At 33.6% G+C, this 13,176-nt stretch carries 13 protein-coding genes; 10 read left to right on the forward strand and 3 right to left on the reverse strand.

The genetic code is table 11. The annotated features are described in order from the left end of the window. Position 1 precedes the first annotated feature (1 nt). Together pfkB and AC5LW9_RS03950 are read right to left on the reverse strand one after the other, a co-directional pair. Positions 2 to 922, reverse strand: coding sequence for a 1-phosphofructokinase (gene pfkB, locus AC5LW9_RS03945; RefSeq protein WP_493456359.1), 921 nt, complete (start codon positions 920 to 922; stop codon positions 2 to 4). 11 nt (positions 923 to 933) lie between these two features. Further along, positions 934 to 1,788 (reverse strand): tagatose bisphosphate family class II aldolase, encoded by an 855-nt coding sequence (locus AC5LW9_RS03950; protein ID WP_086326902.1) that lies wholly within the window; start codon positions 1,786 to 1,788, stop codon positions 934 to 936. Positions 1,789 to 2,130: 342 nt separating this feature from the next. Between AC5LW9_RS03950 and AC5LW9_RS03955 the strand changes: the two genes are divergently transcribed. Together AC5LW9_RS03955 and AC5LW9_RS03960 are read left to right on the forward strand one after the other, a co-directional pair. After that, a complete protein-coding gene (locus AC5LW9_RS03955) occupies positions 2,131 to 2,958 on the forward strand; it encodes a DeoR/GlpR family DNA-binding transcription regulator (RefSeq protein WP_086326901.1) in 828 nt (275 codons plus the stop codon). A 1-nt stretch (position 2,959) separates the two neighbouring features. Next, entirely contained in the window at positions 2,960 to 3,925 is a 966-nt protein-coding gene (locus tag AC5LW9_RS03960) for a sugar kinase (RefSeq protein WP_198226408.1), read from the forward strand. A 251-nt stretch (positions 3,926 to 4,176) separates the two neighbouring features. Here the strand turns inward: AC5LW9_RS03960 and hemW are convergent, their stop codons facing one another. Beyond that, positions 4,177 to 5,310: a radical SAM family heme chaperone HemW gene (gene hemW / locus AC5LW9_RS03965; RefSeq protein WP_232352475.1), complete on the reverse strand. Its 1,134-nt coding sequence runs from the start codon at positions 5,308 to 5,310 to the stop codon at positions 4,177 to 4,179. 197 nt (positions 5,311 to 5,507) lie between these two features. Here hemW and AC5LW9_RS03970 point away from each other — a divergent pair, with 197 nt between their 5' ends. From AC5LW9_RS03970 to ftsI, 8 genes are all read left to right on the forward strand, one after another. Beyond that, positions 5,508 to 6,380 carry a D-hexose-6-phosphate mutarotase gene (locus tag AC5LW9_RS03970; protein WP_198226412.1) on the forward strand — a complete coding sequence of 291 codons (873 nt, stop codon included), beginning with the start codon at positions 5,508 to 5,510 and terminating at the stop codon, positions 6,378 to 6,380. 181 nt (positions 6,381 to 6,561) lie between these two features. Continuing rightward, complete coding sequence (rplY, locus tag AC5LW9_RS03975) at positions 6,562 to 6,846, forward strand: 50S ribosomal protein L25 (protein ID WP_198226414.1); 285 nt, start codon at positions 6,562 to 6,564, stop codon at positions 6,844 to 6,846. 184 nt (positions 6,847 to 7,030) lie between these two features. Continuing rightward, on the forward strand, positions 7,031 to 8,491 hold the full coding sequence (gene zwf, locus AC5LW9_RS03980; RefSeq protein WP_198226416.1) for a glucose-6-phosphate dehydrogenase: 1,461 nt from the start codon (positions 7,031 to 7,033) through the stop codon (positions 8,489 to 8,491). Positions 8,492 to 8,504: 13 nt separating this feature from the next. Next, a complete protein-coding gene (gene pgl / locus AC5LW9_RS03985; RefSeq protein ID WP_198226418.1) occupies positions 8,505 to 9,203 on the forward strand; it encodes a 6-phosphogluconolactonase in 699 nt (232 codons plus the stop codon). Positions 9,204 to 9,614: 411 nt separating this feature from the next. After that, positions 9,615 to 10,061 carry a division/cell wall cluster transcriptional repressor MraZ gene (mraZ, locus tag AC5LW9_RS03990; RefSeq protein WP_198226420.1) on the forward strand — a complete coding sequence of 149 codons (447 nt, stop codon included), beginning with the start codon at positions 9,615 to 9,617 and terminating at the stop codon, positions 10,059 to 10,061. Between the two features lie 18 nt (positions 10,062 to 10,079). Further along, on the forward strand, positions 10,080 to 11,018 hold the full coding sequence (gene rsmH, locus AC5LW9_RS03995; RefSeq protein WP_198226422.1) for a 16S rRNA (cytosine(1402)-N(4))-methyltransferase RsmH: 939 nt from the start codon (positions 10,080 to 10,082) through the stop codon (positions 11,016 to 11,018). Next, positions 11,008 to 11,385 carry a cell division protein FtsL gene (gene ftsL, locus AC5LW9_RS04000; RefSeq protein ID WP_198226424.1) on the forward strand — a complete coding sequence of 126 codons (378 nt, stop codon included), beginning with the start codon at positions 11,008 to 11,010 and terminating at the stop codon, positions 11,383 to 11,385. Before rsmH ends, ftsL begins: the two co-directional genes overlap by 11 nt. After that, the gene (gene ftsI, locus AC5LW9_RS04005) at positions 11,385 to 13,163 is read left to right on the forward strand and encodes a peptidoglycan glycosyltransferase FtsI (RefSeq protein ID WP_198226426.1); all 1,779 of its coding nucleotides are present in this window, start codon (positions 11,385 to 11,387) and stop codon (positions 13,161 to 13,163) included. Before ftsL ends, ftsI begins: the two co-directional genes overlap by 1 nt. Positions 13,164 to 13,176 lie beyond the last annotated feature (13 nt).

Below are 13,176 nucleotides of genomic sequence, written 5' to 3' on the forward strand. Positions count from 1 at the left end.
TTTATTTAATTTTGGTTACTGCTAGTTTGTCCATATAGACGTTGATTTTATCAAGTAAACCTAAGCCATCTGATTCGGCAACATTAGCGCCCGTTGCGGAAGCCTTTTTCATTGCATTCTCAATATTTCCTTGTTCTGGTAACCACTCGCTTAAAAAAGCTGCCAGTGATGCATCACCCGCACAAGCAGAGCTAACCAATTTGATTGTAACGGCATCGCAAAACCAAATGTGTTGCCTATTTGAAAAATAGAGACCTTTAGATCCCATCGTTAATAAAATATTTTGAGCACCCAATGAGTGCACTGTTTCTATAGCTGTAATGACTTGTTCAATTGTTTGGGTTTTTAATCCAAAAATATCATTTAATTCATCATCATTTGGTTTAATTAACAAAGGATGATAAGTGAGTAATTGTTTTAATTTTGGATGGCTGATGTCTAAAATAACTTGTATATTCTGTTTATGACATAACTCTATGATAGATTGGTAATAATCAGATTCAATATTATTTGGTAAACTACCACTAATGACCAAATAACTATTTTTTTCAAGATTACAGATAATATTTAGCATTTCTGCCTTTTTGTTATCTGGAACAAAGGGGCCTTTACCAACTAATTTATATTCTTTCTGTCCATCATTAATAAAAACATTAATACGTGTGATATCGTCAATAAAGCAAGGCATTGTTTGAATTTGCATCTTAGTTAATTCTTCAACGATATATTTACCGGTAAATCCTCCAAAAAATCCTAATGCACACGTTGGTTTGTTAAATTTATGCAACACTATTGAAACATTGACTGCTTTGCCATTTGGACTGTATTCAGTATGTGATGTACGATTGACAGAATATGGAATTAATCCTTGGCAATGTATATTCATATCAATCGCAGTATTAAGTGTTAATGTATAGATCATTATATTGGCCTCTACAATTTACCTGCACATCCACAAGTAGTGATAATTTTTTTAACAATCTCTTTCATTGCCGCTTTTGCGGGTTTCATGTAATGACGAGGATCATTAGCATCTGGATGCTCAATAAAATATTCTTTTAATGCATCAGAAAAAGCGATTTTCAATTCTGTTGCTACATTGACTTTACATATACCCCGTTTAATACATTCCCGAACATCTTTATCAGGAACACCTGAAGCACCATGTAGTACCAGTGGAATATCTACCATAGAACGGATCTCTGATAAACGCTCAAAGTCAAGTTTAGGTTCAGATTTATAAAGTCCATGAGCTGTGCCTATTGCAATTGCAAGTGAATCAATACCTGTCTTTTCAATAAAATCTACCGCTTGTTTTGGATTTGTATATAACGCATCTTTAGCATCGACCATTAGATCATCTTCTATACCGCCAAGGCGTCCTAGTTCTGCTTCAACACTGACATCATAACGGTGAGCATATTCAACAACTTGTTTTACGATGGCAATATTCTCTTCATATGGAAAATGTGAACCATCGATCATTACCGATCTTATGCCTGCATTAATTTTGTAAGCAATATCGTTATATTCTTCATGGTGATCTAGATGCACAGCTAAAGGAATATTATGTTTTTTCGATAACTCTTCAGCAATGGCGATGATATTTTCCGTACCAGCATAACTATAGGTACCAGGTGTTCCAGCTAAGATAACTGGAGACTGTAATTCAGAAACTGTTTCAACAACAACTTGTATCGTTTCTAAATTATGGATATTAAAGGCAGGAACAGCATAATGTTCTTTTTGTGCTTTTTTTAACATGTTATGACTGGAAATGATAGACATGTGTTTTCTCCTTAAATTTCTAAAAATTGTAAAAAATTATAACTTTCAATTCGAAACTTATAATTTAAAATTATGCTTACAAAACGAAAGTTGTGCTAGTGTTAATCGCGTGAGGAAGATCACAAAAATGGATTTTAATATTCAAAAAATAATAAATTTGTTGCCAAAATTTAGTTTTGGCGGTTAACTATTTACTACCTAGATTAGGTTGTAAGAACAATATAATTATTCTTGATTTTTTTAAAGAATTAAGTAATTATTCGATCAATTGATATTGACCACTAGTATGATAAATTTTATTATCTTTGTTTTAATAATTATCAGTTATATAGGAAGTAAAATTTGGCTAGAGCGTCTTCAGCCCTACTAAAACGACGATTAGATATTGCCGAAATCGTACGCAAACAAGGTGAAGTAAAAGTGGATAAGTTATCTGATATGCTTCGAGTCTCGAATGTTACGATTCGACAAGATTTGACTTATTTGGAACAACAAGGATATCTAAAACGTTCTTTTGGGGGAGCGATTTATATTTCACCTGAGAATTTGATTAATCATACAACTATTGAACCACTAAATTACACTAATATAGGTATGGAAAGAGGTGAAATAGATTTAGTAAAAAATTGTTTAAACTATATTAATGATGGCGATACTCTTTTTTTAAGTCATGGCAATTTGATTCGAAAACTTATTCCTTTTTTGCATAACAAAAAGTCATTAAGATTGATTATGAATGACATTAATAATGCTCAATTAGTTAAAGAATTTTCTGATGCAGAAGTTATTCTTGTTGGGGGGGTTTTACAAGATGGAAATACTCTTCAAAATAGTAATACATTAACTCCTATCCTTAATCAATTTCATATTTCGCATTTCATTTTTGAACTAGCAGCTATTAATGATAATAATCATTTGATTATAGAAAATAGTGAACAACAAAATACGTATCAACAGATATTTAAAAATGCTGATCACACCATCGGTGTTTTGCCTCAACGATTTTTATTACCTGATAACTATAGTATTGGAAAATTAAAACATATGGATGTCGTAATATTATCAAAAGCAGCTGTTACTGAATATCATCAACAATTAATAGATTCAGATTTTAAGCAACGTGCTATAAACAAATACTGCATAACTTATCACAATTCAAAGGTAACTTAATATGCAATTTAAAATTTGTACTATTGGAGAATTACTTGTTGAGTTTTTAGCAAAAAAGCAAAACCAACGTTTTGATCAAACTGGTGAATTTATTGGGCCTTTCCCAAGTGGCGCACCTGCAATATTTGCCGATCAAGTAGCAAAATTAGGTTTTCCTGTCATTTTTTTTAGCTGTATAGGTAAAGATCCTTTTGGCAATATGTGTATTAAGCGACTTAAGCAAGATGGGGTTATTATTGATGGTATTACTACTCATAATAAGGCGAATACCGGTAGTGCTTTTGTAACTTATAAAGGTTCAAATGATAGAGACTTTATTTTCAATATTCCTAATAGTGCATGTGGCTTACTTTCGTTCAATCATATCAATGAGAACTTATTAAAAGACTGTACTCATTTACATGTTATGGGCTCATCACTATATTCTTTTCGGGCAATTGATGCGATGCGTAAAGCACTTGATATCATTAAAAGTAAGGGTGGTACAATTTCGTTCGATCCTAATTTACGCAAGGAAATGTTTAATATTCAAGAGATGGAGCAATCTTTTGACTATATTATGGAATATACTGATATATTTTTACCAAGTGAGAGTGAAGTCAGTTATTTTGCTAGTAGTAACGATGAAAGTGAAGATCAAACAATGTTTGCATTGCTCAATAAGGGTATTAAACACATTGTGGTAAAAAAAGGTAGTAAAGGTGCTAATTATTATGGTCGAGACGATAACAATAATTTATTAACATTGCATGTTGACGGCTTTATTACAACACCGGTTGATCCAACTGGAGCTGGGGATTGTTTTGGTGCGACATTTATCAGTCTGATGTTGGCTGGGTATTCAGTTGAGCAGGCATTGCAATATGCTAATGCCAGTGGTGCGTTAGCGGTATCGAAAACAGGCCCAATGGAAGGAACTTCTACATTTGCTGAATTAAAACAATTTATAGCTCAGTATAAGCAATAAATAAAAGTGTTGTATTATTGTTCACAAAGAAACTTAGGTAAAAAAATCCCAATAACAAAGTTATTGGGAAAACATAAGGAATAGGAAAACAATGAAATAAATGCATTGTCGAGCGTTAGTATGCGCTTTTTTTCCAAGAATGTATGTAAAAATAAATAAATTATTAATTAAATGGTTAGTATTAATATCGTTAAATAAGTGTAAATTTTAAAAATTATTTTCTAATAAATTTATATTTATTATATAATTATTCATAAAAATATTTCTAATAACGAATTTAAAAATAGTTTACCTCGTTCAGTTATTTGCCAACCCAGTTCATTTTCAATTAAATAATTCTGTTCAATAGCAAAATTAATTTGTTTGTTTACAGTCTGTCGAGGTAAAAAAGTTCGTTGCTCAAATTCATGTTTAGGTACAATTTCAAATAACCGAAAACGATTCATAAAAAATTCAAATGGTAATTCTTCTTTTGCAACAATATAAGATCTATCTAAATAACGTCCTTCCAAATAACCTCTAGGATGACGTGTTTTTATTGTACGAATAATCTCACCATTCGATCGCGTAATTTTGCCATGAGCTCCACAACCAATACCTAAATAATCGCCGAAACGCCAATAATTTAAATTATGTTGACATTGAAAATCTGGTTTAGCATAAGCTGAAGTTTCATATTGTTGGTATCCATGATCCGTTAACAATTGGTGACCTTGTTGATAAATTTCCCATAGATTATCGTCATCTGGTAATACAGGTGGTTTAGAGCCAAATAATGTATTGGGCTCTATCGTTAATTGATACCATGATAAATGGGGGGGAGCAATCTCAATTGCTTGTTTTAAATCATATAAAGCATCATCCACACTTTGATTAGGTAAACCGTGCATTAAATCTAAATTAAAGCTACGTAAATTTAGGTTATGAGCAAGCGTTCCTGCATTTATGGCTTCCTCTGGATTATGTATACGCCCTAAGTTTTTAAGTTTATTGGCTTGAAAACTTTGAACACCAATTGAAATTCGATTAATTCCTGCTTGTTGATAACCATTAAATCTATTCACATCAACAGAATTGGGGTTAGCTTCAATTGTGATTTCTGCATCCTTTTTTATCGGAATGATTTGGTTAACCTTTGTCAAAAGTTTAGCAATTAGTTCAGCAGAAAACAGGCTTGGTGTACCGCCACCAATGAAAATTGAGTGAATTGAACGATCAGAGCACAGAACAACATCTTGTTGCAGATCTTTAATCAAATTATCAATATATGCTTCATAATCAGGGATTTTTTTCACAGTATGTGAATTAAAATCACAATAAGGGCATTTTTGCACACACCATGGCATATGAATATATAGGCTTATTGGGATTTTATACTGAAACATATACATTTCCTGAAACTTTTTGACAAATAATAAATGATGATTTAATGAGTGCGGGGTATATTACTCTAATTAACTAAAAAAAGCTTATTTACGTTATATCGTTTTTATAATGCGCTCAAAAAGCGTAAAATCAATACCAGTATTTAAATTAATTTTTTAGACATTGATCGTCGATCAAGTTAAATATAGGAGTCAATATGAATATTTATAAACAAATTTTAGATAGTACTACAGAATCAAAATTATTAAGCTCATCTGTAAAACAGACAAAATTTGGTGAATTACCTATTTTAGTTATTCAGCATAAAAGTTGCTATGCTGCTGTTAGTTTGCAAGGTGCACATTTATTATTCTGGCAACCTTCAACTGAGCAGACGCCTGTTATTTGGTTAAGTAAACAATCAAAATTTGAAAAAGGTACCGCAATTCGTGGCGGAGTGCCAGTTTGTTGGCCTTGGTTTGGACCTTTAGGAACACCTTCTCATGGCTTTGCTCGTATTGTTGAATGGACTTTAGACTCATGTAATGAAGATGATAACGGTGTCGATCTTGTATTGGTACTCTCTAATAATCAACAAACAAAATCTTATTTTGACAAACCGTTTAATGTATCTTTAAAGATCCATTTAGGTAAAACTTGTGAGGTGACTTTGAGCTGCTCAGGCGACTTTGAAGCAACCAGTGCGCTACATACTTATTTTGGCATTGACAATATTAGTCATGTTGTTGTTAGTGGATTAGGTGATACTTATCAAGACCGACTTACTGTTGAAAATAAACCAGTTACTGTTGGTCAAATGACTTTTAATCAAGAAGTTGATCGTATTTATACAAATGCCAATACTGAAATAACTATTAATGATAATGTTCGAACTATTAAGCTTACCACTACTAATGCAAGCGATGTGGTTACTTGGAATCCATGGATAGAAAAAGCTAAAGCAATGGCTGATTTTGGTGATGATGAATATCAATCTATGGTTTGCGTTGAAGCAGGACGCATCAATAAACCGTTAAAATTGTCACTAAATGAACAATCAACTTATGGTTTCAAGATAGAATTGATTTAATTATTTTTTGATTATAGTTGTACACGCAATCAATATGATACAAAGTCGATAGTATTATTTGATTGCGTTTAATCGGATTAAACTTTATAATCGCTAGCGCTTTTTAAAGCACCTATTTTATAGCCAACTACTGGGTCGCCTGTAATTGGTTTTTATTTTAAAATAATTAAGAGAAATGAAAATGTTTAAACTTAAAGCAGAAGTTAGAAAAGAGCATGGTAAGGGTGCGAGCCGCCGCCTGCGTCACGCTGGTAAATTCCCAGCCATTATTTATGGTGGAACTGAACCTGCAATCTCTGTTGTGCTTGATCACAACCAAGTCTTCAATATGCAAGAAAAACCAGAATTTTATTCTGAAGTTTTAACTATTGAAGTTGACGGTAAAGCCGTTAAAGCGAAAGTGCAGGCGGTACAACGTCACGCGTTCAAGCCAAAACTAGTTCATATGGATTTTGTTCGCGTATAATTATATTTTAATTGGATATTATCCAATCAAAGATTTAAGATAAAGGTCACCTACATGGTGACCTTTTATTTTAGAAAAAATAAGGCAAATGCCTATTATTATGATTTACCCCATTAACTAGGTATACATAGGTAATACAACAGAATAGAATTAAAAGTATATTCTACCACCTTAGGAGAGAACCATGTCTGATATCCCAGCTTGCAATTTAGTTATTTTCGGTGCTAAAGGGGATTTGACAAGACGCAAATTATTACCGTCTTTATATCAATTAGAAAAATATGGAAAATTGCCAACACAGACCAAAATTTTAGGTGTCGGGCGTGCAGATTGGGATCATGCCGCTTATGTTGAAGTTGCGAAAGATGCATTAACCACCTTTATGTCAGAACCATTGGATGAAAATATTTGGCAAAGATTTAGCCAAAGGCTTAACTTCCATAAATTGGATGTTAATAATCTTTCAGGTTTTAATGCACTCAAAAATGAGCTTGATCAAACTAGACCTACTATTTTTTATTTTGCGATGCATCCAGGGGCTTTTGGTACTATTTGTCAAGGTCTAGCTGAAGCTGGATTAAATCAAGATCAGAATCGAATCGTCATGGAAAAACCGCTGGGTACTGATTTACAATCATCGCGTGAAATCAATGATTCAGTGGCAAAATATTTCAGTGAATCACAAGTGTATCGTATTGACCATTATTTAGGTAAAGAATCCGTTCTAAATCTATTGGCATTACGTTTTGCTAATCCACTGTTTGCCTCATTTTGGGATAGAAATTCGATCGATCATGTGGAAATAACGGTAGCCGAACAAGTTGGTATTGAGGGTCGATGGGGATATTTTGATAAAGCTGGTCAAATGCGTGATATGGTGCAAAATCATTTATTACAAATTTTAACTATGATTGCTATGTCGCCTCCTGCTAACCTAGAAGATAATAGCTTACGTAATGAAAAAATAGCAGTTCTTGATGCACTTAGACCAATAAATAAAACGAATATTCGTGAGAAAGTTGTAAGGGGTCAATATACTGCAGGATTTGTAAATGGTATTAATGTCCCTGGTTATTTAGAAGAAGATGGAGCAAATAAAGAGAGTAATACCGAAACATTTGTAGCCATTCGTGTTGATATTGATAACTGGCGCTGGGCTGGAGTACCTTTTTATTTGCGAACAGGTAAACGTTTACCAAGCAAATGCTCCGAAGTTGTTGTTTATTTTAAACCATTACCACTTAATTTATTTAATGAATCTTATCCAGAGTTACCACAAAATAAATTAACCATTCGGTTGCAACCGGATGAGGGAATGGATATTGAAATTTTAAATAAAGTCCCAGGATTAGATAGTACGCATACGTTACAAACAACTAAGCTTGATCTCAGTTTTAATGAGGCTTTTCATCAACATCGTGCTGATGCTTATGAACGATTATTACTTGAGGTTATGCGAGGAAGACAAGCTCTATTCGTCCATCGTGATGAAGTCGAAGCCGCATGGAAATGGGTTGATTCGATTATTAGCGCTTGGGAATCAGACAAAGAGTCACCAAAAACTTATCAGGCAGGTACATGGGGGCCGGTTGCATCGGTTGCCTTAATCACTAAAGATGGGTATTCATGGCATGAATTTGAATAAAGGAAAATTAAATATGTTTACGTTAAACAAATATGAAAATAGTCAGTTGTTGATTAAAGATTTAACCTCACATATTGTTAATGCTTTAAAACAAGCAATTGAAAAAAAAGGTCATGCTTCTATTGCTGTTTCTGGAGGTAAAACACCTATTCCATTGTTTACCTTACTAAGTCAACAAGATCTAGAATGGAATCGAGTTTTTATCACGTTAGTTGATGATAGATGGGTTGATGATACTGATGATGCCAGTAATGAAAAATTAGTAATGACATACTTATTACAAAATAAAGCAAAATTAGCTAATTTTATAGGACTAAAAAATAGTTATGACAATCCATTTGATGGATCTGAACTTACCGACAAAATTTTAGATAAAGTACCAATGCCATTTGATGTGGTCATTTTAGGTATGGGGGAAGATGGTCATACAGCTTCATTATTCCCTGGAGCAGATAATTTGCAAGCGGGCTTAGATATGAAATCAGGTCGTAAGGTTGTTGGCATGACTCCGTTGACCGCTCCTCTTGATCGTATTACCTTGACTTTACCAACTATTTTGAATAGTACAAATATCTATTTGCATTTAGTTGGAGAAAGTAAAATGGCTGTATTAGAGCAAGCAGAAAATGGCGATGACGTTAATGAAATGCCAATTCGAGCCATTTTGCAGCAAAATAAAGTTAAAGTAACTGGATTTTGGTCAGCTTCTTAAATTACATATATTAGCCGACAAATGTCGGCTAATTATTTTCAGATAAATTAATCCTTTGTAATATTTTGTTAATTCTTATCATTACTAAAGCAAATATTTCTACTCATTTAGCCCCATATTGTTAATCAGTTTGTGTGATTTTTATACTCAAAAGTAGCATGATCATTCGAATGTTATCTTTAACACTTTGTTATTATTTAAAATAAAAACTTTGGTGATTTTTAGTTTATTTTTAAAAAATAAAATAGAACTGTGTTGTTAAACAATGAGAAATTAATTAATTAAATGCCTATTAATTTTGTGACTTTTGTGGTAAAAAGTGGGGTTAAGTGGCAAGAAAGTCATAATTATTTAACTAATTGATTATTAACAAATAAAAAATACTAAAAATTTATAACTAACGGTGCTTTTATGTTCAGCGGTGCAACTTCAGTCACTTTAGATAGTAAAGGGCGGATGGCTATTCCTACTCGCTACCGTGAATTTTTGTCTGAAGGTATGGTTTGTACTATTGGGTTATACCATCCTTGTCTTACTCTTTACTCCATGTCTGAATGGAAAAGAATTGAGCAACAACTTTCGACACTTTCCACTGTGGTTGAGGCTGAACGTAGAGTTAAACGATTATTATTAGGTTATGCAATTGAGTGTCCAATGGATAATTCAGGCAGAATTTTGTTACCGCCAACGTTACGCATATATGCCAAACTAGAAAAACATATCATGTTTGTTGGACAATCTAATAAATTCGAGATTTGGGATGAAGTAATATGGTATCAACAAATTAGTGATGATATTGCAGCATTATCAACCGATATCGCAAGTTTATCTGATAATTTGAAAAGTTTAACTATTTAACAAAGAGTAAAAAAATTAATGAGCTATCAACATACAACAGTTTTATTGAATGAAGCCGTAACAGCATTGAATATAAAAAAAAACGGCATTTATGTTGATGGAACTTTCGGTCGAGGTGGGCATTCTCGTCTGATACTAGAACAACTTGGAGAGCAAGGAAAGTTAATTGCTATTGATCGTGACGCGTTAGCACAGCAAGCCTCAGCTGAAATAAAAGATCCTAGATTTACCTTTATTCGTGGAGAATTTTCTAATGTTTATCAATATATTGATAATTTAGGATTACTCGGTAAAGTTGATGGTTTTTTATTAGATCTTGGTGTCTCATCACCACAATTAGATGATCCTCAAAGGGGATTTTCATTTATGCGTGATGGTCCTCTTGATATGCGAATGAATAGTCATAAAGGTATGACTGCAAGTGAGTGGTTATTAACTAGCGATGAAGCTGATATTGCTTGGGTGCTAAAAACATTTGGTGAAGAAAAGTTTGCTAAACGTATTGCTCGGGCAATAGTTGAACAAAATAGAATTACGCCAATAACTCGAACCTTAGAATTGGCGAATTTAATTGAAAAAAACACACCTAAAAAAGATAAATATAAACATCCTGCAACTCGGAGTTTTCAAGCGATTCGTATTTATATCAATAGTGAATTAGAAGAAGTTGAACAGGCATTAAATAGTAGTTTGTCAGTACTGGCCGATAAAGGTAGATTGGCAATAATTAGTTTTCATTCTTTAGAAGATAGAATAGTTAAACAGTTTATTAGTAAAAATAGCAAAGGACCAGAACTTCCTGCTGGATTACCACTAACAGAACAACAAATTAAACAATATGGTGGGGCTAAACTAAAAACACTTGGTAAAGTTAAGCCAGGTGCTGATGAGATTAACCACAACCCTCGTTCACGAAGTGCAATATTAAGGATAGCTGAAAGGAAAAATGAATCGTAATCAAAGTAATGATTTTGATAACTTACATGCTGAAATCGATAGCCAAAAAAGGCCAAGAAATAGTCTATTTGGTTTAATTATTGGTGATCTGATTAAGAATCAAAAATTTTCATTACTATTACTAGTTCTTATAATTTTGTCGGCTAGTGCTGTATTAATCACAACTCAACAGGTTCGTAAACAGCTATTTGAACGTGAACAACTTTTATTAGAACAGGATGTCTTAGAGAGTGAATGGCGTAATTTAGTCATCGAAGAAAATGTACTTGCAGATCCGAAACGTGTTGAATATAGAGCAAAAAATCAATTAGATATGTCTTATGTGACACCAGAAAATGAAACCGTCATTGTGATAAAGAGTAAATAATGAAACCTGTTAAAAAAAATAATAAAGATAAATCTAAAAAGGTTTTTAAGACAACTAAAGTAAACAAACTGAATAATAAAAAACAGTTTTTTACACCTAATCGTTTTTATGTGGTATATGGTCTTATCATTTTTGCTATTGTTTGTTTGATTATCCGAATGGCAATTTTGCAAATCATAGAACCAGATAAACTTATTGCAGAAGGTGATAAACGATCAATTCGATATCAAGAGATGGATGCGCCAAGAGCTATGATTACTGATCGTAATGGACGAGCCTTAGCTGTGAGTGTACCAATGTTTGATGTGTGGGCTGATCCAAAAATTGTTGTACAAAAAGGTGGTGTAAAAACTGATGATATAAGGTGGCAAGGATTAGCAAAAACGCTAAATATTCCGATATCAACGCTTGAGCAAAAACTGAGTAATCCGTCTATGCGCTTTGTTTATTTATCTAAACAAATAACACCGACAATCTCAAATTATTTAGAACAATTAAAATTGCCAGGGATTTCGTTTGCAAAAACGTCAAAACGCTACTATCCGGCAGCAGAGAACATTGCTCAGCTTATTGGTTTAACGGATATCGATGAAAATGGTACGGAAAAAGGTGCTGAAGGCATCGAAAAAAGTTTTAATAAATGGTTAACGGGTGAATCTGGGCAAAGAGTTATTAGACGTGACCGAGTAGGACGCGTCATTGAAGAAATAGAACGAACAGAGAGTGAAGCAGCAGAAGATTTAATATTAAGCATTGATGAACGGTTACAATCTTTAGTTTATAGCGAGCTTAGTCAAGCAGTCGCATTTAATAAAGCGGATAGCGGTACAGCCGTTTTAATTGATGTACACACGGGTGAGATTTTAGCGATGGTAACTAGTCCTTCTTATAATCCTAATAATCGCTCATCAATTGATTATAATTTGCTGCGCAACAGGGCTGTAACGGATGCATTTGAACCAGGTTCTACGGTAAAACCTTTGGTTGTGATGGCTGCATTAGAGAAAAAAATCGCTGATTTGAATACCGTTATTGATACTAGACCTTTTTTAGTGAATCGTTACGAGATTAAAGATGTGTCATATCAAAAATCATTAAATTTAGCAGGTATTTTGGAGAAATCGAGTAACGTTGGTGTGAGTAAATTGGCTTTGCAAATGCAATCTGGCGAACTTGTTGAGTATTATAGTCGTTTCGGTTTAGGGCAGCCAACAGGACTCGGACTAGGTGGGGAAGTCAATGGATCAATAGCTGCAGATAGAACCAGAAAATGGGCAGATATTGAAAGAGCAACATTTGCATTTGGATATGGATTAAGTGTGACACCGCTACAATTAGCAAGAGCCTATGCAACGATTGGTAGTTATGGCATTTATCGACCTGTTTCTATTTTAAAAGTTAATGAACCTATCGAAGGTCAGCGAGTTGTACCAGAAAAAATAGCGAAAATAGTTGTTCAATTAATGGAAGCGGTAGCTGTTTCAGGTGGTGGGGCAAAAGCATCTGTGCCTGGTTATAGTGTCGGGGTTAAAACCGGTACTGCTAAAAAATTATCAAGTGGGCGCTATGTCAATCAATATTTGGCGTACACGGCAGGGATTGCACCAGCAACAAGGCCAAAATATTCGTTGGTCGTAATTATTGATAATCCGAAAGCTGGTCAATATTACGGAGGTTCTGTTTCTGCCCCAGTTTTTAGCCGCATTATGGGGGGCGTACTTAGAACTATGAATGTTAAACCAGATCGGCAAGTTGACGGTCAAACGATTATTTATTAATAGGTGGTAAATG

It is taken from the genome of Gilliamella sp. LMG 34360 (assembly GCF_984568995.1).

Bases quoted from the DNA above. Each gene is read 5' to 3' on its own strand.
- pfkB (WP_493456359.1), bottom strand. From the start codon at position 922: ATGATCTATACATTAACACTTAATACTGCGATTGATATGAATATACAT.
- AC5LW9_RS03950 (WP_086326902.1), bottom strand. From the start codon at position 1,788: ATGTCTATCATTTCCAGTCATAACATGTTAAAAAAAGCACAAAAAGAA.
- AC5LW9_RS03960 (WP_198226408.1), top strand. From the start codon at position 2,960: ATGCAATTTAAAATTTGTACTATTGGAGAATTACTTGTTGAGTTTTTA.
- hemW (WP_232352475.1), bottom strand. From the start codon at position 5,310: ATGTTTCAGTATAAAATCCCAATAAGCCTATATATTCATATGCCATGG.
- AC5LW9_RS03970 (WP_198226412.1), top strand. From the start codon at position 5,508: ATGAATATTTATAAACAAATTTTAGATAGTACTACAGAATCAAAATTA.
- rplY (WP_198226414.1), top strand. From the start codon at position 6,562: ATGTTTAAACTTAAAGCAGAAGTTAGAAAAGAGCATGGTAAGGGTGCG.
- zwf (WP_198226416.1), top strand. From the start codon at position 7,031: ATGTCTGATATCCCAGCTTGCAATTTAGTTATTTTCGGTGCTAAAGGG.
- pgl (WP_198226418.1), top strand. From the start codon at position 8,505: ATGTTTACGTTAAACAAATATGAAAATAGTCAGTTGTTGATTAAAGAT.
- mraZ (WP_198226420.1), top strand. From the start codon at position 9,615: ATGTTCAGCGGTGCAACTTCAGTCACTTTAGATAGTAAAGGGCGGATG.
- rsmH (WP_198226422.1), top strand. From the start codon at position 10,080: ATGAGCTATCAACATACAACAGTTTTATTGAATGAAGCCGTAACAGCA.
- ftsL (WP_198226424.1), top strand. From the start codon at position 11,008: ATGAATCGTAATCAAAGTAATGATTTTGATAACTTACATGCTGAAATC.
- ftsI (WP_198226426.1), top strand. From the start codon at position 11,385: ATGAAACCTGTTAAAAAAAATAATAAAGATAAATCTAAAAAGGTTTTT.